This window comes from Geobacillus sp. Y412MC52 (genome assembly GCF_000174795.2).
Taxonomy (GTDB): domain Bacteria; phylum Bacillota; class Bacilli; order Bacillales; family Anoxybacillaceae; genus Geobacillus; species Geobacillus thermoleovorans.
On sequence record NC_014915.1, the window covers coordinates 1088970 to 1114238 of the forward strand.

Here is a 25269-nt window from a genome sequence, read left to right on the forward strand (position 1 = left end):
GGTGCGTAAGTTATTGATTTTGGACTGGAGCTCAGAGTGGAGAGGGTATGTGTTAGAAGCCGCTGCTCGTATGGGCGTCAATGTATTGCTGGTAATGGATCGGGATCGTCCAACTCCTGAGGTGGTGTTGGATAAACTCATCCTTCCAGATCTCTATCAAAACCCGGTACAATGGGCGGAAACAATCGCAACATATGGACGTAGATGGGGTGTGGACGGTGTTTTTACTCACGAGGACGAACTTGTCGAATTGAGTGCCATCGTTGCACAATACCTAAGGCTTCCCGGGCCATCCCCAAAAGGTGTGCGGAGAGCCCTTGACAAGTGGGAAACCCGTGAATGTCTTCGGGAGATTGGTCTTCCTAACCCTAACTATAGGAGAGCAAATTCTTTCGATGAACTTAAGTCAGCTGTTAACCAGATTGGTCTCCCGGTAGTAATTAAACCGATTGCTAGCTCGTCAGCCGAGGGAGCTTCCAAAGTGGAACGTTTGGAGGATATTGAAATTGCTTGGCGGGCAGCCTTCGAGGCAAGCTTAAGCAGTCCCGTTTCTCCCGGTCAGGTCATTGTTGAGGAATACCTCCGAGACGAAGGACGCGTACTAAGTCTTGAGGGTATGATCATTGAAGGACAATTATTTCCAATTACGATAACAGAGGCGCATCAATATCATTCATCCCGCGGAGGTAGAGCGCTCCGTATTCACTACAAAGATTATTTTCTGCCGGCTCCAGTTACCGAGAAGACCTATAGGGAAATCGTTTTGATGTCAAGTAAACTAGCCGAGGCTCTTCCTATCCATTTAGGCGCCGTCCATGTCGAATATAAATTGACACCAGAAGGTCCGCGTTTATTGGAATTTAATCCACGACTTGGGGGTGGTCTGGTCCCGCTTATGGTTCGCCAAGCTTTTGGGGTTGATCTTGCTGAAGCCAGTTTGAAGCTGGCTCTTGGTGAAAAGCCAGATCTCCGTTTCACCAAAAGTAGTGCAGTTTGCCTTGATTGGTACGTTCCACCGTATGAAGGAATAGTAAGGAGCGTACATGGATTTGAAGAAATGTTGACAGCGCCAAATGTTGTACACGGAGAGCTACGAGTCAAGATAGGAGAACGCGTGGCTCCTGGTTGGTTGGGATTAGCTTTTGTTATGACGGAGCACTCAGATCCTCTTGGAGCACTGAAGTCAGCTAGGAATGCCTTGAAACATTTGTCAATAGAAATTGAACCGGTGTCTTAATGTTCGAAATGATATTCAGAGGTGAGGTGAGCTTCATGACCTCAATAATAGCACAGCGCCCGCTACTCCAAAAATTTGAGAAGCAAAAGAGGAAACTATTGCTGCACTTGTTAACAATAAAGCTGAATTGTTGTTAAACGATGCCATAAAACCCCGTCTATTACGTTTTCGGGAGGTTTGTGCGATCTACCGTTGTTTCGTGACGGAAATAACAAACTATCCGGGTCAGTATATTGATAAATTCGTAACTCGACAGTTTGACCGAATCTTACTTGATGTTCAGTGCAGTGGCGAAGGGCGTATCGATCTCAGGAGACCTCGAGCTCTTCGCTTCTGGTCTGAACATCGCATTCGCAAATTTAGCAGGCTTCAGAAAAAAATGCTCATCTCGTCGTTTAAGCTTCTGCGGCCAGGTGAAATTTTGGTCTACTCCACGTGTACTTTTGCACCGGAAGAAAAGGAGGAACCAGTTGACTATTTGCTTAGGAATTATCCAGCCCGTGTAGAAGAAATTCAAATTGAAGTCCGTTCTCAATCTGGTCTTACATTATGGGGAGAAAAGAAGTATCACCCGGACCTCTCCAAAGCATTGCGGGTGTTGCCAAGTGAGTGAGTATATGGAGGGCTTCTTCTTCGTATGTAAAATCAGAAAGATGAATCATTAAGGCTCTGGTGAGGTGATAGGCGTGATGATTAGGGAGATGAAAGAAGAAGATCTTGAAAGGGTAGTAGAGATAGTGGCTGCAAATAATCCAACACTTGCTGATTTGGCCCGGTGCGATATCTCAGAGGGGCATCGTAAAGAAACGGCTCGTTTTTTTGTTGCAGAAGAGAACAGACATGTGGTGGGAGTAATGGGCTATGAGAAGGATCGGTGGGGTGTGCAAGACATTTATTGGGCAATATGGCTATTTGTAGATCCCATATGGCAACGACGAGGAATTGCTACTAAGTTATATGGTCATATTGAGGAAGAACTTCGGCGTTTGGGCTGTCGAAAGGTTTATCTCGATGTAGGGAACGAGTCAGAACACGAGGCGGCGATTGCCTTCCACAAAGCTAATGGTTTTGTTCTTGAAGGCTATCTACGGGACTATTGGAGCGATGGTGAGGATTTTCTGATTTTCGCAAAGCGTCTGTCTTAGCGAAAACATAGAAGGAGACATCCAGGGAGTTTATCAGGAATAGGAGTGCCTAATGGTATGGCTTACCTGAACCGCTATTACTGGTTTCTATGGGTTGCTCAGGCTGTCAGTTCTGTTGGTGACAGCATCGCAAGTTTATTCATGGGATGGACCGTATACAATATTACCGGTTCACAAGTGGCTATGGGAAACCTCTATATTGCATTTGTGATCCCAGAGATAGTAGTTCGAATACTCGGTTCTCCTCTTGTTGATCGGGTTGACCGGAGATATTTGATGTTTTGTATGGACTTCGTGCGGTTTGTAGCCTTTGCTACCTTAACATCTATAGTTTTGTTAGGTAAACTTCAATTATGGCATTTATATGCAATTGCCATTATTGGTGGAGCCAGTGCTGCGCTTTTCTATCCGTCAGGTATTGCAGTGCTTTCTTCGATAGTGCACAGTAAGGAGATGGTTCGAGCGAACTCAATCTTGCAAAGTTCCTTGCAAGGTGCTCAACTACTCGGGGCAGCTCTGGCAGGAGTATTGTTGAGCTTTGCAGGAGCGGCGTCTGGTTTTGGGATTAATGCTTTGACTTTTGCTATTTCTGCTCTATGTATAATTCTCCTGCCTCGGTCTGTTGGTGTACCCAGCCAAATCGTCTCCCACCATAACACAGACCGTGCTTACTTAGCTGAATTGGTCGAAGGAATCTCTTTTTACAAAACACATCGATCATTGTTGATTTTATTACTCATTGTTTCAGTAGCAAACCTAACTTCTGCCGCCATTGCACCAACAATTATTCCTTATGGTGTTGAACATGTAAAAACTAACGCCATGGGCTTAGGGATCTTACAATCGTCTTTTTCGGCGGGATATTTGGCAGGCATTGTGTTGGGAATTTTTAAGGGGAATTTTTCGCAGCAAAGGAAACCGATGATGTTCTCGCTATTCTTGTGGGGAGTTTTTCAGATCGCACTCGGTTTGTTTCCAAGTTTGCCTGTTGCGGTCGCACTCAGGGCAGGTACCGGACTTGCTACGGCTGTTTTTAACGCATTTGCCATTGCTCTACTAGTAAGTGCTATACCAAAGCACTTGCAAGGGCGGGCATTATCTTTCGCCTTGGTGGTTGTTCAAGCGGCGGAGCCTCTTGGTGCTTTTTTTGGTACAGTTATTGTCGAACAATATGGGATTTTGTCGTTGCTGATTGGGGGTGGGTTGGGGATCGCTATAATCTCTTTGGCTTCATTGCCCTTGCTGCGGTCGCTAGATGAATATCGTAGTACTACTTAACCCAGCTTGAATCGTTTTGCTGTGCTGTGGCCTGAATCGTGAGCTTCTTCTTGCTATTCCTTTTAGACAGGAGAATAAACGATAAAGTGCATTGAACACGAGGAAAATCGTTTAAGGGGGCAAGCTCTCGATGGTGAAGGATGTAATTTTTGACCTTGACGGTGTTAAGGGTGTAATTTTTGACCTGGATGGTGTTATTGTAGATACTGCAAAGTATCACCTACAAGCATGGAAAAGGGTAATCGAAGAGTTGGGAGTTATTTGTCCAAAAGAGGTGCTTGAACGAACCAAAGGTGTTGACAGAATGAGCTCTCTAAACATTTTGCTTAATTGGGCTAATCTCAAGGTAGACGAGGAGGCAAAGCAAGTTCTGGCTACACGCAAGAACAAATACTTTCTTGAATATATCAATGGGCTTGAGCCTAGGCACATTTTCCCTGGTGTTATACCGCTCATCAAACGCTTGAGGGAATCAGGTGTTAAAATTGCGTTGGGTTCAAGCACCCGTAACGCTTTATTTATCCTTGACCGTCTCCAGCTTACTTCTTACTTTGACGCTATAGCAGATCCGTCGAAAGTTCCGTCAAAACCTGCTCCAAATCTTTTTTTGCAAGTTGCACAACTAATCAACGTTGCTCCAGCCGATTGTGTTGTTGTTGAAGACTCTACAGCGGGTGTAGAGGCAGCTGTAAGAGCCGGGATGCGAGTGCTGTACGTTGGACGCGAATATCAAGGAAATGTTCCCCCCACTTGGACTATCGACACACTCGAAAAACTGATCGAAGTTATAGATAACGGAAAAATAACTTCCATACGACTTTGAGGTGTCTGGGCGGTGTATCGAAACACTCTCTAGCACCGCCCTTTTTCGTACTTAAGAAGCAGGTATGCCCCATTCATTCGCTTGAAATAGTCGTATGTTCAACTTGAATGAGGTGGGCGGGCGAGTGTACTCGATTCCCCATCAAGGGGACAAACCCATTGCGGCGAAGACGATTCTGGATTGGTGCGCCCGATACAAAAAAGGGGCTTCGACGCCTTGAAGCCGAAGCGCCGTTCGGACCGCGGCCGCTCCAGACGTCTGTCCCCCGATGATGAGGATCATATTCCAGCATTGAGGAAGGAACATCCCACCATGCCCGTGACCCTATTCTACGAACAACTCACCAAGCAGGGGGACATTCCCACTACCCTCTCATACTTTACTACTCGCATTTCGCACCCTAACAGGGTAGTAAAGAAAGGATTTTTTATTTTGTTTTTCAGAATAACTTTCCGACCAACACGACTAGCGATGGCAATCCTTTTTTTACCATCGCTAGTCGTTCCGTATGACGTTACACGTAAATGCTCTCATCCATGCCCAATCCCTGCAGAATCCTTCGCTGATCAGGGGTGAGCGGTTTCCCTAGCCTGCGTTGGATTTGCCCATCGAGCAGTTCCAGCAGGACGACTCTGACATACCAAAACAATTGAAAAATCGCTTGTCCGGTTGGTCGGGTCCGTTTCCGGCCTCCTGCGCCCTTTAACGGGCGTTCGGGTGTGATGAACGGACGCACCCGGCGCTGGAAGACGTGGTAAATGGCCAAGGCCAACAGAAACAAATAGCCCAATACCGCACCCGTTCCGGTTTTTTGACGTAAATCTCATCCGTAAAGTTTCTTCCCTTTTCCTTTGCCCTTTCTTGGCATGTTTTCGTAACAGGGAAAGGAGAGAGAAAAGGTTGATTCCGCCATTATGCGAATGCAAAAGCAACTGGTGCCAATACGATTGGAGAAGATCGAGCGCTTTCCGTTCAATGATTTGAATGTCTTCTTTTGATGCCAATACATCCGAGCTTGAAACAGAAACGTCTGGGTGTGTTTAGTGCAAAATGGCAGAGCTTCATGGCAAAAAAGGCTTGCCAGTTCCTAAAATCCCCTCTACTGTTTAAGGTTGTGAAGAACAAAACAGTGGAGGTAAAGAAAGGAAACCAAAAAGAGTACACGTACGATTTATCGGATCGCTTAAAACAGCTGTTGTTAGCGAACGGTACTTCCGTCAACTACGATTATGACGTAAATGGCAATATGACTTCAAAAGTCATTCGAACCAGCGACGGCCAGTCTCAAACATTTGCCTATTCTTATGATGCGGCCGGCAAACTCATGAAAACCGTTGGTCCGCTCCATGATGTGACAACGAATGAATATGATGCCAATGGAAATAAAATCAAAACGGTTTTGCCGAAAGGAAACACGATTCAATGGACGTATGACGGAACGGAACGGGTCAAAACGATTTCTTACAACAACGTTCCGTATTACGAATTTCGTTATGATCAAAATGGAAACGAACTTTCTGTACAATATGTAAAAGACGGTACGACCAAGACAAGAAAATTTGATTCCGCGAATCGTGTCATTGAACAATCCGACCGCGGAGGATTACAAAAGTGGACCTATCCGACGACATCGGATAAATTACAACAGTTTATGTTCTCCCATGGATCGTTTAGCCAAACAGTCACATACCAATACAATGCCTTGGATCAAAATACAGTCGTCCAAGACGGAACGTATACGTATCGCTTTGACTATGACGAGAGAGGGAACGTTCGCACCTTCACGACAGGAAACGGAGCCGGCTCGACCTTTACGTATGATGACCGCGGCCTCGTGGAAAGCGTTTCGGTCGGTACGGCGGACGGAACAGAAATTGTATCGGAAACGTACCGTTACGATGAAAACGGCAATCGGACAGAAATCGCCACCCCGACCGGCGCGAAGACGCTCTATCGTTATGACGCCTTGGATCAACTAGTCGAAGAGCAATGGCCGGATGGAACGACGATCGCGTATACGTACGACGGATTCGGCAATCGGAAGCAAATCGTGAAAACGAAAGACGGGCAGTCGACGACGACCACGGCTGATTATAATGCGGCGAATCAGTTGGTTCGTTTCGGTGACGAAACCATCACGTACGATGCGAACGGCAACCGTGTCGAAGACGGACAGTATCGATATGAATGGAACGAAGCTGACCAGCTCGTCTCCATCACAAGAAAAGGCGAAAGCACGCCGTTTGTGACGTACCAATATGATGAAGACGGCCGGCGCATCCAAAAGAATGTAAATGGCGTCATTACGAACTACCATTACCAAGGCGACAGCCTCAACGTCTTGTATGAAACCGACGCAAGCGGAAATGTGGTAAGATCATATATATACGGAGAAAACGGGCAACTCCTTGCCATGAAAAAAGGCAATGCGACGTATTTTTACCACTATAACACCCATGGCGATGTCATCGCCCTGACGGATGAACAAGGAAACATCGTTGCCCGTTATCAATACGATGCGAGGGGGAATATTCTCTCTCAATCCGGCGCCTTGGCGGACGAAAACCCATACCGATATGCGGGGTACCAATATGACCAAGAAACGGGTCTTTATTACCTGATTGCCCGGTACTACCACCCAGAGCATGGCGTGTTCCTGTCGCTCGACCCCGATCCGGGTGATGCGGATGACCTCTTGACGCAAAATGGGTATGCGTATGCGAACAACAATCCGGTGATGTTCGTGGATCCGGATGGGAAGTACAGAGTTGTTGTATCGCTTTTAGTCAAATTAGTAAACAGGTTAAAAACATTATTTAAAGGGAAATGCAAGTCCTGTAAATACAAAAATGTGACTAAAAGCGGCAGCCGCTATATTAACATACAGACGGATGTTTCTAAAGCAGAGTTCGAAAAAAATCTGCTTAGAAATGGATGGAGAAAATCGAAATCAAAAGATGGAAAAACCACGATATTTACAAAGGACGGAGCTAAATACGTTCTTCGTGATGAAGCGAAATCTACAGGTGGGCCAACCGCTGACTATTATCCAAAGGGAAGTAAAAAAATGACTTTAAAAATCAGGTTAAAAAATAGGTGATCTTCGTGAATTTAGAAACATTGTTTGTGAGAGAAAAAAGAGAATTTTATCAGTTATACCGCACGGTGAACGATGTGTTTTTATTAGAAAATCGATTGCCCAAACAGGTATTTCGTGAACCATTTCGTTATTTTTGGTTTGAAGAATTCGACTGGACAATGGATGGGGATTTTTGGACCGTAATTCAACAATTGTCGAAAAAAATGAAAGATGAGTATATTCTTACTGCTGTACTAGATCCTCATCCTGTAGAATACTTTTACGAAGAATTTGGTTACTATAATTGGGTGAAACTCCCTGTTCATTTAACATCTGATCAATATGTAAATGTTCTGGAATTGGGGCCTAAGGAAAGTCCAGCCGATGCAATACTATACAATTCGTATACAGTTATTTGGTTGCCTCCTTCCATGAAATGGGCTATATGGGGGGACAGAAATTACGGCATTTGCATTTTAGGACTTCGAGATGCAAACCATCGTGTGGATGCATGGCCGATTGTAAAAACTTGGCGTCCAATGGATCAAACGGTTCTATCATGGGTGGCGTTGAATTTTGCCAATCAACAGCTTCCGCAAGAGGTTGTGGATTCTCTTTTCTTGTATTATTCTAACGACGCTAAGTAAAGAAGCCTTATCCCGAACGCTAAGACAGAACAATAAAGAGCCTTGATTGGCAGAAGGCCTTTCAAGGTTTCTTTTTTCATGACCAAACAAAGGTTTATTATATAGATGCAACGAAAAAGTTTAACATATCCTTGATGGAAAAGTCGCTTGTCCATTTTTCGACTGTCGAAGGCAAGCCACAGGTTTGCCTCCGTCACGCCAAGGCGTGACGGAAGACCGAACAACCACCCGCTTCACAGACCCATACATGGGTCTGAAAGCGGCGTTGTTCGGTCGCCCGACAGTCGATCAAATGCTCGGTAAAAGCTACAAATGTTAAAGCTTCAAATTGCATCTATATAGATGGAAATAAAAAACAGTTAATGACTTGATAAAAGCTGCGAAACCTAGATCGTAAAGTGAATTTTCATCTTATGATGTACAATGAACGGGTATAATATGTTTAAAAGGATCCATCTTCCTTGAAAGGAGTGAAAACGTTATGGATTTTGTAAGAGTAATCAAAAACAGCAATGACTTAGAAAAGATCGTCGATTTGCCTCAATCATTAAAAAATAGAAAAGTGGAAGTCATTATTCTTCCTTATGCGGATAAAGAAGATTTGGAACAGCCAAAAAAAAAGGAATCTAAGAGGGGCTCTGTCCAAATATAAAAATGAGACTTTGCAAGCCCGAGAAAGCGATGCTTGGTCAAAAGCTGTGGTGGATCAATATGAAAATCATTGATGCGAATATTATTTTAAGATATCTGCTTAATGACCATGATGAGTTGTCGGGCAAAGCCGCAACGATTATTGAAGATAACAAAGTATTGTTGCTAAGAGAAGTAATCGCTGAAGTTGTTTATGTTCTTGAAAAAGTGTACAAGGTAAAAAATGACGAGATCAGCGATATTCTTTTAGAATTGCTCAAATACGATAATATCGAGGTGGATGATATCGAGGTCGTAGAGGAGGCGCTTGCTCTGTTTGGCAAAAGGCGCTTGGACTTTGTCGATACCCCTTTATACGCCTATAACAAAGTGAAGGGATATCAAGTGTATACTTTTGATAAGAAGCTGGATAAGATGCTTGAGGAATAGCCGGCCATTACGGCTGTTGTGTTCTTCTTTTGGGGAAGATGTAAGCGACAAAGGAGAAGATGCCGATGTCCTTGCCTCGGTTTTCCAATGTGTCGTACGAGCAATATTGGGCGTTGCGGGAACAAAGCGATGAGTGGCTTGAATATATTGATGGCGCTGTGTATATGGCTCCGTCGCCAAGCATCAAGCATCAGCTTGTTTCGAGCAACCTTCATACCGAACTTGGCCTTTATTTTCGTGGGAAGCCGTGCAACGTGTTTGCGGCGCCGACCGATATCGAACTGGCTAGCGACAAGTTTCCCGATCGCAAAGTCGTCATTCCGGATTTAAGCGTTATTTGCGATTCAAAAGGGTTTACGGAAACGAAGTATGTCGGCGTGCCTACTCTTATCGTTGAGATCTTGAGCCCTTCCAACCAGGCGCACGATTTAGTGACCAAATTCAATTTGTATATGGCGTACGGTGTGAAAGAGTATTGGATCGTCAATCCGATGAAAGAGGCGATTACCGTCTATACGCTGAACGAGGAAGGACTGTATGAGCAGGCGGATGTGAAAGCGGGAACGGGTGTGGTGCAGTCGGCATGCTTTCCTAGGCTTGAAGTGGCTCTTGAGGATGTGTTTCGTTGAGACGGATGGCAAGACGTGCATGGAGTTGCATTCGTGATGGCGGCTTGTGGTTGACTCGACAAGTTTGCAAAGCGGGCTGTCCGTAAGGCCAATGCAGCTGGTCTTACAGACAGCCCGCTGTCTTTTATGCGGCACTAGACCGTTTCGGTTTGCGGGAGTTCGCGCAAATCGCCCGATGCCGTGTTGGGCGGCCATTGGGGCGCGTTTACGATGGTTTCGCCGCTTGTTCTTTTTGCCGCTGTTTCATGGTGCGGACGAGTTCTTCATCCGGTGTGACGTAGAGCGTTTGCTCGTTTTCGTAAATGACAAATCCCGGCTTGGCGCCGCTCGGTTTTTTTACATAGCGGATGCGCGTGTAGTCGACAGGCACGGATCCGGAGTGGCGGGCTTTGCTGAAGTAGGCGGCGAGATTCGCCGCTTCCAAGAGCGTCTCGTCAGACGGCTGCTTGCTCCGGATGACGACGTGCGAGCCGGGGATGTTTTTCACATGCAGCCAAACATCGTCCTTATGGGCCAGCTTTGTCGTGAGATAATCGTTTTGTTTGTTGTTTTTGCCAACGAGTATTTCCGTGCCGTCGCTTGCGACGTAGCGGTCAAGCTCGGGCGCGGCGGTTTTTCGCTTTTTTGCTCCTTTCGCGGCGCGCGGGCGCAAATAGCCTTGTTCGATGAGCTCGTCGCGGATTTCCTCGACATCTTTCGGCGAGGCGGTTTCAAGCTGGCTTAAAATCGTGTCGCAATAGGCGATGTCTTCTTTCGTCCGCTCGATTTGTTCTTGAACGACGGCGAACGAGTTTTTCGCTTTTTGGTATTTTTGAAAGTACTGTTGCGCGTTCTCGGACGGCGATTTTTGCGGGTCGAGCGGAATGGTGATGGTGCCTCCGTTTTCGTCGTAGTAGTTTGCGACCTCGATTTCCGTCATGCCGCGCTTTATGGCGTACAAATGGGCGGTGAGCAGTTCGCCGTACAGTTGATAAACGTCGGCTTTCTTTGCTTCTTCGAGCGTCTGTTCGAGCTTGGCGAGCTTTTTCTCGTTTTTCGCCTTTTCGTTCGCCATGAGCCGCTCGATGTCATGGGCTTGCTGCTTGACGCGGTCGCGCTCGGCCTTGCCGAAATAAAAGCGGTCCAATAGCTCGCTTGCACTCGCAAACGGTTGGCCTTCGATTTTTAAGTGCTTAAGCGGCAAAACGTAAAACCATTCTTTTTCCCCGTTCGTGTACATCATCGGGGCAAAGCGGCGGTGCCGAACGTCATCGATGAGCGCGAGGAAGCTTTTCGGCAGCGTTGTCCGGTTGGCGAGCCCAGCGCGGAACACCGCCTCATTGGCAAATAGCGGCGAAAGGCCGCTGAAGGCGGAAACAAGCTGATGGGCGAGCTTGCCGGCGTGAAAATCAAGTTTTTTCAGCACCGTTTCTTCCGTCGCTTCAAGCGGATTCAGCTTGCCGTGCGTCGGCGGGGCGACGTACGGATGCCCGGGAAGCACCGTCCGGTAGCGGTTGACCGACGGCGGCAAATGCTTCAGGCTGTCGATGATCGTGTTGGTCGATGCATCAACGAGGATGATGTTGCTATGGCGGCCCATCACTTCAATGATGAGCCGCTTCGTCTGCAGATCGCCGAGTTCATCGTGGCCTTTTGTGTCCATGACGATGATGCGGTCGAAATCGACTTGACGGACCGACTCGATGATGCTTCCTTCCAACTGTTTGCGCAGCCGCATGCAAAACATCGGCGGCTCGGATGGGTTGGTGTACGTTTCGTTTGTCAAATGGACGCGGGCGTACGTCGGATGCGCCGACAGCATCACTTTATGATTATGGCCGCGGGCGCGCACGAGCATGACGATCTCATACGCCGACGGCTGGTGGATTTTCGTGATCCGCCCGCCCGCAAGCGCCTCTTCGAGTTCACTGACAATGGCGTACGTAAACACTCCGTCAAAGGACATGGAAAACACCTTTCTATTTCGTTTGTTTGCTATTTCGATCTTACCATACGACCCGCCGTTTTGAACATTTCTTTGAATATTACCTGAAGACGGACGAAGATGCCCGACGAACATGTTGCATAAAATGGGGAGGCCTGCTTTTTTGACACGATTTTTTCCCTTATGGGGGGATGGCGTGGCAAAGGGTCTACGACTCCTTATGTTTGTGTCGCTGAACATCATGGCGGAGACTATCATTTTTTGGGACATGTATGAATAAGCATAGAGAAGCAGGAACGGCGTGCGAAAAAATGAAAGGACGGAGGGAGACAGATGCAATGGCATACGCTCGCGGCAAGCGATGTCGCGCACGAGACGAAGACGAATGTCAAGACCGGGCTTACTGCGGCGGAGGCGGAAAAACGGCTGCGGCAGTTCGGGTACAACGAGCTGGCGGAAGGGAAGAAGGAGTCGGCCATCGTCGTCTTTTTTCGCCAGTTTCAAGATTTTATGGTGCTTGTGTTGCTTTTGGCGACGGTGATTTCCGCGTTTTTAGGCGAGTATGTGGATGCGGTGGCGATTGTCGTCATCGTGATCATGAACGCCATCCTGGGGTTTATCCAGGAGCGGCGGGCGGAAAAGTCGCTTGCCGCCTTAAAACGGTTGTCCGCTCCGCAAGCGGTTGTGTTGCGCGGCGGGGAGTGGGTGAAAGTCCCCACGCGCGAGCTTGTTGTCGGCGATGTGGTGAGGCTTGCAAGCGGCGACCGGGTCGGGGCCGACGTCCGCTTGATTGAGGCGGCCGGCCTGGAAATCGAGGAGTCGGCGCTGACGGGCGAATCAGTGCCGGTGGCCAAATCCGCCGCCCCGCTTCATACAGCACAGGCGTCGCTCGGGGATTTGCATAATATGGCGTTTATGGGGACGCTTGTGACACGGGGGAATGGGGTTGGGATCGTCATCGCCACCGGGATGAAAACCGCGATGGGGCAAATCGCGGCGATGCTGGAGGAGGCGGACGCAGGAGCGACCCCGCTCCAGCGCCGACTCGAGCAGCTTGGGAAAATTTTGCTTGTCGTCGCCTTGGCGTTGACGGCCGCCGTGGTGGCGGTTGGAGTTATGCAAGGGCACGATCTGTATGAAATGTTTTTGGCTGGTGTGTCGCTCGCGGTCGCCGCCATTCCGGAGGGGTTGCCGGCCATTGTGACGGTCGTCTTGGCGCTTGGCGTGCAGCGGATGATCAAACGGAACGCCATCGTCCGCAAGCTTCCGGCGGTGGAAACGCTCGGCTGCGCTTCGGTCATTTGTTCCGACAAAACGGGGACGATGACGGAAAACATGATGACCGTCACGCAAGTATGGGCAGGCGGGCGGACATTTGCGGTAAGCGGCGTTGGTCTTGAAACGGATGGCGAGTTTTCTGAACGCGGCCGGACGGTTGATCCGAACCGCGTTCCCGAGCTCGCTCGCCTATTGACAATGGGGGTGCTTTGCAATAGTTCGGAGTTGAAAGAGGAAAACGGCCGGCGTTACGTCGACGGCGATCCGACGGAAGGAGCGCTGCTGGTCGCGGCGGCCAAAGCTGGATTGGCGAAAGGAATGCTTTTGCGTGAGTACACGATCGAACAGGAGTTTCCGTTTGATTCCGAGCGGAAAATGATGACGGTGATCGTCCGCGACCGAAACGGCCGTCGGTTTGTCGTGACGAAAGGGGCGCCCGATGTGCTGCTTGAGCGGGCGGACCGCCTTGAATGGAACGGCCGCGAGCAGATGCTGACCCCGGCGTGGAAAGAAACGATCGAGAAGGCGATTCGCCAGATGGCGTCTTCCGCCTTGCGCACGATCGCCGTCGCGTATCGGCCGCTTTCGGAAACGGAACGGATCGAGTCGGAGAAGGATGCGGAGACAAAGCTTCGGTTCCTCGGCGTCGCCGGCATGATCGATCCGCCGCGGCCTGAGGTGAAGCAAGCAGTGGCGCGATGCAAAGAGGCGGGGATGAAAACGGTGATGATCACCGGCGACCATGTGTTGACAGCCACTGCCATCGCCAAACAGCTTGGCGTGCTGCCGCCTGGCGGAAAAGTGATGGATGGGGCGACGCTCTCGAAGCTGTCGGTCGATGAGCTCGAACGCGTAGTTGATGAGATTTACGTGTTTGCCCGCGTCGCTCCGGAGCATAAGTTAAAAATTGTCAACGCCCTCAAGCGTCGCGGCCATATTGTTGCCATGACCGGCGACGGGGTGAACGATGCGCCCGCTCTGAAAGCAGCCGATATTGGCGTCGCCATGGGCCGGTCGGGGACAGAGGTGGCGAAAGAGGCGGCGTCGCTCGTTTTGTTGGATGACAACTTTGCGACGATTGAGGCCGCGATCGAAGAGGGGCGCAACATTTACGAAAACATTCGCAAGTTTATCCGCTACTTGCTCGCCTCGAACGTCGGGGAAATTCTCGTCATGTTGTTTGCGATGCTGCTTGCCTTGCCGCTGCCGCTCGTGCCGATTCAAATTTTATGGGTCAATCTTGTCACCGACGGTTTGCCAGCCATGGCGCTCGGGCTCGACCAACCAGAAGAAAACGTGATGAAGCGGCCGCCGCGCCGTCCCGATGAAGGGGTGTTCGCCCGCGGGCTCGGCTGGAAAATCGTAAGCCGCGGCTTTTTGATCGGCGTTGTTACGCTGGCTGCGTTTCTGACCGCCTATGAACGGAGCGGCGAGGATCTCGTTTACGCCCAGACGGCGGCGTTTGCGACGCTTGTGTTGGCCCAATTGATCCATGTGTTCGACTGCCGTTGCGACCATTCGGTTTTTGACCGCAGTCCGTTCGGGAACATATACCTTGTCGCGGCGGTGATCGTGTCGCTGCTTTTGCTCGTTGTCGTCATCTATTACCCACCGCTTGCCGCAGTGTTCCATACGAAGCCGCTCGCAGCGGTCGATTGGCTGCTCATCATTGGCTTGTCCGCCTTGCCGACATTTTTGTTTGCTGGCTCGCTTTTTACGAGAAAATAAAAGGATGGATATGTTATAATAAAAAAGGTGATAGAGGAACGCTCTATGACCTTTTCTTTTTCATCAAGGCAACAACGGATGTGATGATATGGTTTACAGCATGACCGGCTTCGGCGCAAGCACGAAAAAAACAGATCGTTTGATGGTGGCGGTGGAAATGAAATCGGTCAACCACCGGTTTTGCGAAATTTCCATTCGCCTCCCTAGACAATGGCTCGTGTTTGAGGATAAAATAAAGAAAGCAATTTTGCCGTACGTGCGGCGCGGAAAAGTGGAAGTGTTCGTCACGATCGCCGGCGAAGGACTTGTAAAGCGGAACGTACATATTGATTGGGATTTGCTCGGCCAATATTGGGCCGGGTTGCAGGAGGCAGCAAAGCGATTTGCCGTTGACGGCAGCGTGACGGCGGCCGAGCTGCTTCGGCTTGATGGGGCGGTCGAAGTTGTGGAAGAGGAAGGAGCGAACGAGGAGGTCGAGCCGCTGCTTTTGGCCGCTGTCGATGAAGCGGCAAAGGCACTTGTTGCCATGCGCCGGCGCGAAGGGGAGGCGCTTGCCGCGGATTTGCGCGCCCGTCTTCATGAAGTCGAAGCCGGGGTGGAAGCCATTGAACAGCGGGCGCCGCTTGTTATTGAACAATACCGCGAGCGGCTTGCGCGCCGCCTGCGCGAATGGGCGCCCGCTCCGGTCGATGAGGCGCGCCTGCTCACAGAAGTGGCGGTGTTTGCCGAAAAGGCGGACATTCATGAGGAATTGAAACGCATCCGCAGCCATTTGGCGCAAATGGCAGACGCCTTAGAAATGGACGAACCGATCGGGAGGAAGCTGGACTTTTTGGTGCAAGAGTTGAACCGGGAAGTCAACACGATCGGCGCCAAGGCAAACGACAGCCTGATTGCCGCGCAAGTCGTTGAGATGAAAAGCGTGCTTGAGAAAATGCGCGAGCAAGTGCAAAACGTGGAATAACTGTTTAAAACGACTTGTTGGCGGCAACAATATCGGATATGGCAGGTGGGCGTGTCATGATGATGAAATTTATCAATATCGGGTACGGAAACATGGTGTCAGCCGCCCGCATCATTACGATTGTCAGCCCTGATTCGGCGCCGATCAAACGAATCATTCAAGATGCGCGCGAAAGCGGCAAGCTCGTTGACGCGACGCACGGGCGGAGGACGCGCGCCGTCATCATCATGGACAGCGATCACGTCATTTTGTCGTCCGTGCAGCCGGAAACGGTGGCGAACCGCTTATATGGAAGCGACGATTTCTCCGAGGAAGGGTAGGGTTTTGGGCGTTGAAGAACGAACGTGGGTTGTTGATCGTCATGTCGGGTCCGTCTGGCGTTGGCAAAGGAACGGTGCGCAAGGCGCTGTTTTCGCAGCCGGACATCAATCTTCATTATTCGGTGTCGGTCACGACGCGCAAGCCGCGCGAAGGCGAAGTGGAAGGCGTCGACTACTTCTTCCGCACGCGCGAGCAGTTTGAACAAATGATTCGGGAAAACAAGCTGCTCGAGTGGGCGGAATACGTCGGCAACTACTATGGCACGCCGATCGACTACGTGGAGAAGACGCTTGCCGAAGGGAAAGATGTGTTTTTAGAGATCGAAGTGCAGGGAGCGATGAAAGTACGGCGGGCGTTTCCAGAGGCGCTCTTCATTTTCCTTGCTCCGCCAAGCCTCACGGAGCTTGAAAAGCGGATCATGGGACGCGGCACCGAGTCGAAAGAGCTGATTGAAAATCGGCTGCGGGCGGCGAAAGAGGAGCTTGAAATGATGGACGAGTACGACTATGTCGTGGAAAATGATGAAGTGGAGCTCGCCTGCGAGCGGATCAAGGCGATCGTCATCGCCGAACATTGCCGGCGCGAACGCGTCGCCGAGCGATATAAACGGATGTTGGGGGTGGAATGACGATGCTGTATCCTTCCATCGATTTGCTGATGCAAAAAGTCGATTCGAAATACAAGCTCGTCACGGTGGTGGCCAAACGGGCGCGCGAGCTGCAGGACGGTGCGGAGCTGATGGTGAAAAAGCCGGTGTCGAAAAAATTTGTCGGTCAGGCGCTCGAGGAAATCGCTGGTGACAAGGTCGAATTAGTGGAGGAGGAAAAATAACAACCTAGCTTTAGGTTGTTATTTTTTTCAATGTCGGGGGGTGGCCAACATGATCAAGGGAAAACATATTTTGCTTTGTGTGACCGGGGGGGTGGCGGCGTACAAGGCGGCGGCGCTCACCAGCCAGCTCGTCCAGCGCGGCGCTGAAGTAAAAGTGATCATGACAGAAGGAGCGTGCCAGTTCATTACACCGCTCACGTTTCAAGCATTGTCGCGCCAGGAAGTGTATGTCGATACGTTTGCCGAAAACAACCCGGCCGTCATCGCCCATATCGATTTGGCGGACTGGGCTGATCTCGTTTTGGTCGCACCGGCGACGGCCAATACGATGGCGAAGCTGGCCGCCGGCATCGCCGACAATATGGTGACGACGACGATTTTGGCGACGAAAGCGCCCGTCTGGATTGCTCCGGCGATGAACGTTCATATGTACGAGCATCCGGCCGTCCAGGCGAACATTGAGCGGCTCTGTGAGTTCGGCTACCGGTTCATCGAGCCGTCGGAAGGCTATTTGGCGTGCGGCTACATCGGCAAAGGGCGGCTCGAGGAGCCGGAGAAAATCATCGCCCATATCGAGCGCTTTTTTGCCGGTGATCCGCCGCTGTTTCGCGGGAAGCGTGTGCTTGTCACCGCTGGGCCGACGCGGGAGAGGCTTGATCCAGTCCGCTATTTCTCCAACTATTCGAGCGGCAAAATGGGCTACGCCATCGCCGGAGCGGCGGCCCGCTTCGGCGCTTCGGTGACGCTTGTCTCCGGACCGACGGCGCTTTCTTCACCCGATGGCGTCGAGACGGTGGCGGTTGAATCGGCGGAAGAGATGTATGAAGCGGTTTTGTCTCGGTTTGCGGAAACGGACATCGTGATCAAGGCGGCGGCGGTCGCCGATTATCGGCCGAAATATGTCGCGGCTTCCAAAATTAAAAAGCAGCCGGGCGGTTATGTCGTCGAGATGGAGCGGACGGTGGACATCTTGAAAGCGCTTGGCGAGCGGAAAACGGGACAGATTTTGGTTGGATTTGCCGCTGAGACGGACAACCTCGAGCAGTATGCGTTAAAAAAACTTGAAGAAAAGCGGTTGGATATGGTCGTCGCCAACAATGTCACCGAAGAAGGGGCAGGGTTTGCCGGCGATACGAACATCGTCACCATCTTCCGCCGCGACGGCGTCGTTCGGCCGCTGCCGCTCATGACGAAACGCGAGGCGGCCGAGGAAATTTTAAAAGAAATTCACGCGTATATCGAGGCGATTCGATGAAAGTAGCATCCGTGATTGTCGATGTCCCGTCCCGGCAGACGGACCGCCCGTTCGATTATTGGATTCCGGAGCGCTGGCAAGGCGTCATCCAGCCGGGCATGCGGGTGACGGTGCCGTTTGGGGCGCGGCGTTTGCAAGGGTTTGTCGTTGATGTGAAAGACCATTCCGACATCAAACAACTGAAACCGATTGAGCATGTGCTTGATGTCGTGCCGGTGTTAAACGAAGAGCTGCTGGATCTTGGCCGCTATTTAACGGAAACGACGCTTTGTTTTGCCATTTCGGCGTACCAGGCGATGCTGCCGGCGGCGATGCGGGCGAAATATGAAAAAACGCTCCGCTTGACGGATGAAGAGAAGAGAGGGAGGTTGCCGGATGAGGTAAAGCCGCTGTTTGCCGGGCGGACGGAAGCCCCTTGGAAAGAGGTTGAGGCGGCCGGTTTATGGCGGGCGGCGCAAAAAGCGGTGCAGCAGGGCGTGCTCGAGGCGGTCTACAAGGTGAAAGAAAAAGCGGGCAAGAAAACGGTGAAGCACGCCGCTCTTGCCATTCCATCGGAACAGGCGAAACAGGAGCTCGGGTCGCTGCCGGCAAGGCAAAAAGAGGTGCTTTCATTTTTGCTTGAAAAAGGGGAAGCGGCGCCGGTTGCCGAACTGCAAGCGGTGCTTGGCGTCTCCTCAGCGCCGCTGAAAGCGCTCGTCGACAAAGGATTTGTGGTGCTGAACGATGTCGAGGTGTACCGCGACCCGTACGAGCATCGCACGTTTCAGCCGAGTGAGCCGCCGGCGCTCACCCGGGCGCAAGAGGCGGCGTTGGCGAAGATCGCCGCTTCGGTGCGCGCCGGGGAGCATCGCACGTTTTTGCTGTATGGCGTCACCGGCAGCGGGAAGACGGAAGTGTATATGCAGGCGATCGATGAAGCGTTGCGCCAAGGAAAGGAAGCGATCGTTCTCGTGCCGGAAATTTCGCTGACGCCGCAAATGGTCGAGCGCTTCAAAAGCCGGTTCGGCTCGAAAGTAGCGGTGCTTCACAGCGGGCTGTCGGTCGGCGAAAAATATGACGAATGGCGGAAAATTCACCGGAAAGAAGTGCAGCTTGTCGTCGGGGCGCGATCGGCGGTGTTTGCCCCGTTTGAAAACTTGGGAATGATCATCATCGATGAGGAGCATGAGACGAGCTACAAGCAAGAAGAAATGCCGCGCTATCATGCGCGCGATGTCGCCATTTACCGCGCTCGCCGCCACAGCTGCCCGGTCGTGCTTGGCAGCGCCACCCCCTCGCTTGAGACGTTCGCCCGCGCCGCCAAAGGGGTGTACGAGCTGCTCGAGCTGCCGGAGCGCATCAGCGACCGCGGCCTGCCGGACGTTCATGTCGTCGATATGCGCGAGGAGCTGCGAAGCGGCAACCGTTCGATGTTTTCACGCCGATTGCTTGACGAATTGCGCGGCCGGCTTGAGCGCGGCGAGCAGGCAGTGTTGCTGTTGAATCGACGCGGTTATTCGACGTTTGTCATGTGCCGCAGCTGCGGCTATGTCATCCGCTGTCCGCACTGCGACATTTCGCTCACGTACCACCGCGCCGGGGAACGGATGAAATGCCACTATTGCGGGCATGAAGAGCCGCTTGCTCCTCGCTGTCCGTCGTGCGGAAGCGAACATATCCGCTTTTTCGGGACCGGCACGCAAAAAGTGGAAGAAGAACTGACGAGGTTGCTGCCGAAAGCGCGCGTCATCCGCATGGATGTCGATACGACCGGCCGCAAAGGGGCGCATGAAGAGCTGCTTTCCCGTTTTGCCGCCAAGGAAGCCGATATTTTGCTCGGCACGCAAATGATCGCCAAAGGGCTTGATTTTCCGGATGTCACGCTTGTTGGTGTGCTGGCGGCCGACACGATGCTTCATTTGCCCGATTTTCGCGCCGCGGAAAAAACGTTCCAGCTGTTGACGCAAGTGAGCGGGCGCGCCGGACGGCACGAGCTGCCCGGCGAAGTGATCATTCAGACGTATACGCCTGAGCACTACAGCATTGAACTGGCCGCCCGCCACGACTACCGCGCCTTTTACCAGCGGGAGATGGCGCTGCGCAAAGCGCACGGCTATCCTCCGTACTATTATTTGACGCTCATTACCGCCGCCCACGAAGAGGCGCCGGCTGCGGCCAAAGCGGCGGAGAAAATCGCCGCCTATTTGCGCAAGCATTTGTCGCACGAAGCGGTCGTTCTCGGCCCCGTTGCCTCGCCAATCGCCCGTCTTCACGATAGATATCGTTACCAATGCATGATAAAATACAAACGGGAGCCGAATTTGACCGCGGCGCTCAAGGCGATCATCGACCGCTACCAAGCCGATGCCGCCCATGGCGGAGTGATGGTCGCCATTGATACAAACCCATACATGATGATGTGAACTTGGGGGAATGACGTTGTCTGTTTTGCCGATTGTCACTTATCCTGACCCGATTTTGGAGCAGCCGTGCGCGCCGGTGACGGCGTTTGACCGTCGGCTCGGGCGGCTGCTTGACGATATGTATGAAACGATGCTTGCCGCTGACGGGGTGGGCCTAGCTGCCCCGCAAATCGGCGTCGCCGAACAGATCGCCGTCATCGATGTCGGTGATGAACACGGTCGGATCGAGCTCATCAACCCGGTCGTGATCGAGGCGCGCGGCGAACAAGTGGATGTTGAAGGCTGTTTGAGCTTTCCCGGCTTGTTTGGCGAAGTGCCGCGCGCGAAGTTTGTGAAAGTGCGGGCGCAAAACCGGCGCGGCCGCCCGTTTACGCTTTCCGCGACCGGTTTTTTGGCGCGCGCCCTGCAACATGAAATCGACCATTTGCACGGCGTGCTGTTTACGTCGAAAGTGATTCGGTATTGCGATCTTGAAGAATTGGAAGGATAGAATTGGAAGGATAGATGCCAATGACGAACATTGTGTTTATGGGAACACCTGACTTTGCCGTGCCGATTTTGCGCCAGCTTCTTCATGACGGCTACCGCGTTGCAGCGGTCGTCACCCAGCCGGATAAGCCAAAAGGGCGGAAGCGCGAGCCCGTTCCGCCCCCGGTGAAAGTGGAAGCGGAGCGCCGCGGCATCCCGGTGCTGCAGCCGACAAAAATTCGCGAGCCGGAGCAATACGAACAAGTGCTGGCGTTTGCGCCCGATTTGATTGTCACGGCGGCGTTCGGGCAAATTTTGCCGAAAGCGCTGCTTGATGCACCAAAATACGGCTGCATCAATGTCCATGCCTCGCTTCTGCCCGAGCTGCGCGGCGGGGCGCCGATCCATTACGCCATTTGGCAAGGGAAAACGAAAACGGGCGTCACGATCATGTATATGGTGGAGCGGTTGGACGCCGGCGACATGTTAGCGCAAGTCGAAGTGCCGATTGCTGAAACGGATACGGTCGGCACGCTCCATGATAAATTGAGCGCCGCCGGGGCTAAACTACTATCAGAAACGCTTCCACTTTTATTGGAAGGAAACATTACGCCCGTTCCGCAAGATGAGGAGAAAGCGACGTATGCGCCGAACATTCGCCGCGAGCAGGAGCGGATCGATTGGACGCAGCCCGGCGAAGCCATTTACAACCATATTCGCGCCTTCCATCCGTGGCCGGTCACGTATACAACGCAGGATGGGCACATTTGGAAGGTTTGGTGGGGTGAAAAAGTGCCGGCGCCCCGTTCGGCGCCGCCGGGCACGATTTTGGCGCTCGAGGAAAACGGCATTGTCGTGGCCACCGGCAATGAGACAGCCATTCGCATCACCGAATTGCAGCCGGCCGGAAAAAAACGGATGGCGGCGGGCGAATTTTTGCGCGGCGCCGGCAGCCGGCTGGCGGTCGGCATGAAGCTAGGAGAGGATCATGAACGTACGTGAACTTGCTTTAGATACGCTGTTAGCCATTGAACAAAAAGGAGCGTACAGTCATTTGCAATTAAACGAAGCCATTCAAAAAGGACGCCTTGACGGGCGCGATGCGGCGCTGTTGACCGAGATTGTCTACGGCACGGTGCAACGGCGCGACACGCTCGATTATTATTTGGCGCCGTTTTTGCGCAAGGCGCGCCGGCTTGAGCCGTGGGTGCGCGTGCTTCTTCGGTTGACGCTGTATCAAATGGTGTATTTGGATCGTGTTCCCGACCGCGCCGCCGTCTTTGAAGCGGTTGAAATCGCCAAACGGCGCGGCCATCGCGGCATTGCTTCACTTGTCAACGGCGTATTGCGGGCCATCGGCCGCGAGGGGCTGCCGTCGATCGAGGCGGTTGATGACGCGGGCAAGCGGCTCGCCCTTGCCACCAGCCATCCCGAGTGGCTCGTTCGGCGCTGGATCCAGCAATATGGTTATGAAGAAGCGGCGCGCATGTGCGAGACGAATTTGCGCCCGCCGCAATCAACGGCCCGCGTCAACCGGCTGCGTGCGACTGTCGAAGAAGCGCTTGAGCGGCTGCGCGCTGAAGGGATGCAGGTAATCCCTGGCCATGTCGCTCCGGAGGCCATCCGGGCGGAAAAAGGGAATTTGGCTCATACGGAGACGTTTCGCGCCGGTTGGCTGACGATTCAAGATGAAAGCTCAATGCTTGTCGCTCGAGCGCTTGACCCAGCCCCCGGCGAGCGGGTGCTTGACTGCTGCGCGGCGCCGGGCGGGAAAACGACCCATATCGCCGAGCGGATGGACGGGCGCGGCGAGGTCGTTGCTGTTGATATCCACGAACATAAGGTAATGCTGATCGAACAGCAGGCCAAGCGGCTCGGGCTTGACAACGTTGCGACGCTCTCCCTTGACAGCCGCCGGCTCGGCGAGCGGTTTGCCCCGGAATCGTTTGACCGCGTTTTGGTCGATGCGCCGTGCACTGGATTCGGCGTCATTCGCCGCAAACCGGAGATCAAATATACGAAAGGGAAAGACGCCATCGCCGCGCTTGTCGAGATTCAGCAAGCCATTTTGCGGGCGGCCGCCCCGCTTTTGAAAAAAGGCGGTACGCTTGTCTACAGCACATGCACGGTGGAGCGCGAGGAAAATGAAGAAGCCATCGCCCGCTTTTTAGCGGATCATCCGGACTTTTTCCTCGACGCCAGCCTTGCCGAGCGGATGCCGAAACCGGTGCGGCCGCATGTGAAAGGCGGCATGTTGCAGCTTTTGCCGCATCATTTTGACTCTGACGGGTTTTTTATCGCCCGACTGCGAAAGAGGGTGTAAAAGCATGGAAATGGTTCGTCCGGCTGCCCGCCGCTCTGTCGACGAAACGCAGCCTCCGTTGCCATCGATTTATTCGCTCACGCTAGACGAATTGAAGGAATGGCTTGTCGCTCAAGGCGAAAAGCCGTTTCGGGCCACACAAATTTACGAGTGGCTGTATAAAAACCGCGTCACCGATTTTGCCGACATGACGAATTTGCCGAAGCGGCTGCGCGAACAGCTAGCGTCATCGTTTTCGATCACGACGTTGAAAACCGTGGTCAAACAAACGTCTAAAGACGGAACGATCAAATTTTTGTTTGAGCTCCATGACGGCTATTCGATTGAGACGGTGCTCATGCGTCATAACTACGGCAATTCGGTGTGCGTCACGACGCAAGTCGGCTGCCGCATCGGCTGCACGTTTTGCGCTTCGACGCTCGGCGGACTGAAGCGTCATTTAGAGGCGGGCGAGATCGTCGCCCAAGTCGTGCAAGTGCAAAAGGCGCTCGATGACACGAATGAACGCGTCAGCAGCATCGTCGTCATGGGCATCGGCGAGCCGTTCGACAACTACGATGCGCTCATCAAGTTTTTGCGCATCGTCAATCACCCAAAAGGGTTGAACATTGGCGCCCGCCATATCACCGTTTCCACCAGCGGCATCATCCCAAAAATTTACCAGTTTGCCGATGAAGGAATGCAAATCAACTTCGCCATTTCGTTGCATGCACCGACGAATGAGCTGCGGACGAAACTCATGCCGATCAATAAAGCGTACCCGCTGCCGAAGCTCATGGAGGCGGTTCGGTATTACATTGAAAAAACCGGCCGGCGCGTGACGTTTGAATACGGATTGTTCGGCGGGGTGAACGACCAGCTTGAGCACGCCGAGCAGTTGGCCGAGCTGATTAAAGGGCTGAAATGCCATGTGAATTTGATTCCGGTTAACTACGTGCCGGAGCGCAACTATGTGCGCACGCCGCGCAGCCAAATTTTCGCCTTTGAACGGGCGTTGAAAAAACATGGAATCAATGTCACCATTCGCCGCGAACATGGACACGACATCGATGCCGCCTGCGGACAGCTTCGCGCGAAGGAGCGAAAAGAGGAGACGAGGTGAATCGGATGCGAGCCGTTTTCCGAACTGACATCGGCCAAATTCGCGAACATAACGAAGACAGCGGCGGCGTATTTGTCAATCAAAGCGGCCAATATTTAGCGGTTGTCGCTGACGGGATGGGCGGCCATCGCGCCGGTGATGTGGCCAGTTCCATGGCGGTGGCGTATTTGCAGGAGCGATGGGAGAAAGAGAGTGGCCTTGCTTCACCGGCTGAGGCGGAGCAATGGCTCAAGACGCAAATTGCGTCGGCGAACGAACAACTGTTTCGCCATGCCCTTTCCCACCCGGAATGTCAAGGAATGGGGACGACGGTCGTCGCCGCCGTTTGCGCTAATTCGTTTGCGACGGTTGCCCATATCGGCGACAGCCGCTGCTACGTGCTCAACAAAAGCGGAATTCAGCAGCTGACCGACGACCATTCGTTGGTCAATGAGCTCGTCAAAAGCGGGCAGCTTTCGAAAGAAGCGGCTGAGCATCATCCGCGCAAAAACGTGCTGCTGCGGGCGCTCGGCACGGAACCGGCGGTGAAAATCGACGTGAAAACAGTGGCGCTGGACGAGGGCGACATGTTGTTGTTATGTTCGGACGGGTTGTCCAATAAAGTGCCGGAAGCGGACATGATACATATTTTGACGGGTGCCGGCACGCTGGAAGAGAAGGCGGAGGCGCTTATCCAGCTCGCCAACGGGCGGGGCGGAGAAGACAACATTTCGCTGGCGGTCATCGATGTTTCAGCGGAACGTGAAGGTGGGTGA

At 52.3% G+C, this 25269-nt stretch carries 23 protein-coding genes and 2 pseudogenes; 23 read left to right on the forward strand and 2 right to left on the reverse strand.

Annotated features, from left to right (window positions below):
* The first annotated feature begins 1 nt into the window (after position 1).
* The 6 genes and pseudogenes from GYMC52_RS05500 to GYMC52_RS19210 all read left to right on the forward strand — a co-directional run.
* A complete protein-coding gene (locus tag GYMC52_RS05500; RefSeq protein WP_013145813.1) occupies positions 2–1237 on the forward strand; it encodes an ATP-grasp domain-containing protein in 1236 nt (411 codons plus the stop codon).
* Positions 1238–1334: 97 nt separating this feature from the next.
* Entirely contained in the window at positions 1335–1850 is a 516-nt protein-coding gene (locus GYMC52_RS20325) for a hypothetical protein (protein ID WP_083777780.1), read from the forward strand.
* A gap of 76 nt (positions 1851–1926) precedes the next feature.
* A complete protein-coding gene (locus GYMC52_RS05510; RefSeq protein ID WP_013145812.1) occupies positions 1927–2382 on the forward strand; it encodes a GNAT family N-acetyltransferase in 456 nt (151 codons plus the stop codon).
* Between the two features lie 57 nt (positions 2383–2439).
* On the forward strand, positions 2440–3660 hold the full coding sequence (locus tag GYMC52_RS05515) for an MFS transporter (RefSeq protein WP_013145811.1): 1221 nt from the start codon (positions 2440–2442) through the stop codon (positions 3658–3660).
* A 130-nt stretch (positions 3661–3790) separates the two neighbouring features.
* On the forward strand, positions 3791–4483 hold the full coding sequence (gene pgmB / locus GYMC52_RS05520; protein ID WP_013145810.1) for a beta-phosphoglucomutase: 693 nt from the start codon (positions 3791–3793) through the stop codon (positions 4481–4483).
* A 103-nt stretch (positions 4484–4586) separates the two neighbouring features.
* A pseudogene (locus tag GYMC52_RS19210) lies at positions 4587–4867 on the forward strand (helix-turn-helix domain-containing protein); the annotation flags it as partial.
* 130 nt (positions 4868–4997) lie between these two features.
* On the opposite strand, the pseudogene GYMC52_RS19215 reads toward GYMC52_RS19210, so the two are convergent.
* Positions 4998–5317, reverse strand: a pseudogene (locus tag GYMC52_RS19215) (transposase); the annotation flags it as partial.
* 229 nt (positions 5318–5546) lie between these two features.
* On the opposite strand from GYMC52_RS19215, the gene GYMC52_RS05530 reads away from it, so the two are divergent.
* The 5 genes from GYMC52_RS05530 to GYMC52_RS05545 all read left to right on the forward strand — a co-directional run bounded on the left by GYMC52_RS05530 (position 5547) and on the right by GYMC52_RS05545 (position 9918).
* The gene (locus tag GYMC52_RS05530; protein ID WP_013523358.1) at positions 5547–7583 is read left to right on the forward strand and encodes an RHS repeat domain-containing protein; all 2037 of its coding nucleotides are present in this window, start codon (positions 5547–5549) and stop codon (positions 7581–7583) included.
* Positions 7584–7588: 5 nt separating this feature from the next.
* Positions 7589–8209 (forward strand): hypothetical protein, encoded by a 621-nt coding sequence (locus GYMC52_RS05535; RefSeq protein ID WP_230982744.1) that lies wholly within the window; start codon positions 7589–7591, stop codon positions 8207–8209.
* A gap of 481 nt (positions 8210–8690) precedes the next feature.
* Entirely contained in the window at positions 8691–8861 is a 171-nt protein-coding gene (locus GYMC52_RS18480; RefSeq protein WP_013523360.1) for a hypothetical protein, read from the forward strand.
* A 59-nt stretch (positions 8862–8920) separates the two neighbouring features.
* Positions 8921–9289, forward strand: coding sequence for a PIN domain-containing protein (locus GYMC52_RS05540; RefSeq protein WP_041469568.1), 369 nt, complete (start codon positions 8921–8923; stop codon positions 9287–9289).
* Positions 9290–9354: 65 nt separating this feature from the next.
* Entirely contained in the window at positions 9355–9918 is a 564-nt protein-coding gene (locus tag GYMC52_RS05545) for a Uma2 family endonuclease (protein ID WP_013523362.1), read from the forward strand.
* Positions 9919–10123: 205 nt separating this feature from the next.
* Here the strand turns inward: GYMC52_RS05545 and GYMC52_RS05550 are convergent, their stop codons facing one another.
* Complete coding sequence (locus tag GYMC52_RS05550; RefSeq protein WP_013523363.1) at positions 10124–11863, reverse strand: Rqc2 family fibronectin-binding protein; 1740 nt, start codon at positions 11861–11863, stop codon at positions 10124–10126.
* 312 nt (positions 11864–12175) lie between these two features.
* Between GYMC52_RS05550 and GYMC52_RS05555 the strand changes: the two genes are divergently transcribed.
* From GYMC52_RS05555 to GYMC52_RS05610, 12 genes are all read left to right on the forward strand, one after another.
* On the forward strand, positions 12176–14848 hold the full coding sequence (locus tag GYMC52_RS05555) for a cation-translocating P-type ATPase (RefSeq protein ID WP_013523364.1): 2673 nt from the start codon (positions 12176–12178) through the stop codon (positions 14846–14848).
* Positions 14849–14936: 88 nt separating this feature from the next.
* Positions 14937–15812, forward strand: a complete 876-nt coding sequence (locus GYMC52_RS05560) for a YicC/YloC family endoribonuclease (RefSeq protein WP_013523365.1) — start codon at positions 14937–14939, stop codon at positions 15810–15812.
* Between the two features lie 56 nt (positions 15813–15868).
* Positions 15869–16132, forward strand: a complete 264-nt coding sequence (gene remA / locus GYMC52_RS05565; protein ID WP_011230666.1) for an extracellular matrix/biofilm regulator RemA — start codon at positions 15869–15871, stop codon at positions 16130–16132.
* A gap of 11 nt (positions 16133–16143) precedes the next feature.
* Positions 16144–16761, forward strand: a complete 618-nt coding sequence (gmk, locus tag GYMC52_RS05570; protein WP_011230667.1) for a guanylate kinase — start codon at positions 16144–16146, stop codon at positions 16759–16761.
* A gap of 2 nt (positions 16762–16763) precedes the next feature.
* Positions 16764–16964, forward strand: coding sequence for a DNA-directed RNA polymerase subunit omega (gene rpoZ / locus GYMC52_RS05575; protein ID WP_011230668.1), 201 nt, complete (start codon positions 16764–16766; stop codon positions 16962–16964).
* A gap of 49 nt (positions 16965–17013) precedes the next feature.
* Positions 17014–18219, forward strand: a complete 1206-nt coding sequence (gene coaBC, locus GYMC52_RS05580) for a bifunctional phosphopantothenoylcysteine decarboxylase/phosphopantothenate--cysteine ligase CoaBC (protein WP_013523366.1) — start codon at positions 17014–17016, stop codon at positions 18217–18219.
* A complete protein-coding gene (priA, locus tag GYMC52_RS05585) occupies positions 18216–20621 on the forward strand; it encodes a primosomal protein N' (RefSeq protein WP_013523367.1) in 2406 nt (801 codons plus the stop codon). Before coaBC ends, priA begins: the two co-directional genes overlap by 4 nt.
* A gap of 16 nt (positions 20622–20637) precedes the next feature.
* Complete coding sequence (def, locus tag GYMC52_RS05590; RefSeq protein ID WP_013145795.1) at positions 20638–21111, forward strand: peptide deformylase; 474 nt, start codon at positions 20638–20640, stop codon at positions 21109–21111.
* 20 nt (positions 21112–21131) lie between these two features.
* Positions 21132–22091, forward strand: a complete 960-nt coding sequence (gene fmt / locus GYMC52_RS05595; protein WP_013145794.1) for a methionyl-tRNA formyltransferase — start codon at positions 21132–21134, stop codon at positions 22089–22091.
* Positions 22078–23412: a 16S rRNA (cytosine(967)-C(5))-methyltransferase RsmB gene (rsmB, locus tag GYMC52_RS05600; RefSeq protein WP_013523368.1), complete on the forward strand. Its 1335-nt coding sequence runs from the start codon at positions 22078–22080 to the stop codon at positions 23410–23412. The genes fmt and rsmB overlap by 14 nt, the downstream gene beginning before the upstream one ends.
* Before the next feature lie 4 nt (positions 23413–23416).
* Complete coding sequence (rlmN, locus tag GYMC52_RS05605; protein WP_013523369.1) at positions 23417–24514, forward strand: 23S rRNA (adenine(2503)-C(2))-methyltransferase RlmN; 1098 nt, start codon at positions 23417–23419, stop codon at positions 24512–24514.
* Positions 24515–24519: 5 nt separating this feature from the next.
* Complete coding sequence (locus GYMC52_RS05610; protein ID WP_013145791.1) at positions 24520–25269, forward strand: Stp1/IreP family PP2C-type Ser/Thr phosphatase; 750 nt, start codon at positions 24520–24522, stop codon at positions 25267–25269.

Excerpts from the sequence above, each read along its gene's own strand:
- GYMC52_RS05510 (WP_013145812.1), top strand. The coding sequence starts at position 1,927 with ATGATTAGGGAGATGAAAGAAGAAGATCTTGAAAGGGTAGTAGAGATA.
- GYMC52_RS05515 (WP_013145811.1), top strand. The coding sequence starts at position 2,440 with ATGGCTTACCTGAACCGCTATTACTGGTTTCTATGGGTTGCTCAGGCT.
- pgmB (WP_013145810.1), top strand. The coding sequence starts at position 3,791 with ATGGTGAAGGATGTAATTTTTGACCTTGACGGTGTTAAGGGTGTAATT.
- GYMC52_RS05530 (WP_013523358.1), top strand. The coding sequence starts at position 5,547 with ATGGCAAAAAAGGCTTGCCAGTTCCTAAAATCCCCTCTACTGTTTAAG.
- GYMC52_RS18480 (WP_013523360.1), top strand. The coding sequence starts at position 8,691 with ATGGATTTTGTAAGAGTAATCAAAAACAGCAATGACTTAGAAAAGATC.
- GYMC52_RS05540 (WP_041469568.1), top strand. The coding sequence starts at position 8,921 with ATGAAAATCATTGATGCGAATATTATTTTAAGATATCTGCTTAATGAC.
- GYMC52_RS05545 (WP_013523362.1), top strand. The coding sequence starts at position 9,355 with ATGTCCTTGCCTCGGTTTTCCAATGTGTCGTACGAGCAATATTGGGCG.
- GYMC52_RS05550 (WP_013523363.1), bottom strand. The coding sequence starts at position 11,863 with ATGTCCTTTGACGGAGTGTTTACGTACGCCATTGTCAGTGAACTCGAA.
- GYMC52_RS05555 (WP_013523364.1), top strand. The coding sequence starts at position 12,176 with ATGCAATGGCATACGCTCGCGGCAAGCGATGTCGCGCACGAGACGAAG.
- GYMC52_RS05560 (WP_013523365.1), top strand. The coding sequence starts at position 14,937 with ATGGTTTACAGCATGACCGGCTTCGGCGCAAGCACGAAAAAAACAGAT.
- remA (WP_011230666.1), top strand. The coding sequence starts at position 15,869 with ATGATGATGAAATTTATCAATATCGGGTACGGAAACATGGTGTCAGCC.
- rpoZ (WP_011230668.1), top strand. The coding sequence starts at position 16,764 with ATGCTGTATCCTTCCATCGATTTGCTGATGCAAAAAGTCGATTCGAAA.
- coaBC (WP_013523366.1), top strand. The coding sequence starts at position 17,014 with ATGATCAAGGGAAAACATATTTTGCTTTGTGTGACCGGGGGGGTGGCG.
- priA (WP_013523367.1), top strand. The coding sequence starts at position 18,216 with ATGAAAGTAGCATCCGTGATTGTCGATGTCCCGTCCCGGCAGACGGAC.
- fmt (WP_013145794.1), top strand. The coding sequence starts at position 21,132 with ATGACGAACATTGTGTTTATGGGAACACCTGACTTTGCCGTGCCGATT.
- rsmB (WP_013523368.1), top strand. The coding sequence starts at position 22,078 with ATGAACGTACGTGAACTTGCTTTAGATACGCTGTTAGCCATTGAACAA.
- rlmN (WP_013523369.1), top strand. The coding sequence starts at position 23,417 with ATGGAAATGGTTCGTCCGGCTGCCCGCCGCTCTGTCGACGAAACGCAG.
- GYMC52_RS05610 (WP_013145791.1), top strand. The coding sequence starts at position 24,520 with ATGCGAGCCGTTTTCCGAACTGACATCGGCCAAATTCGCGAACATAAC.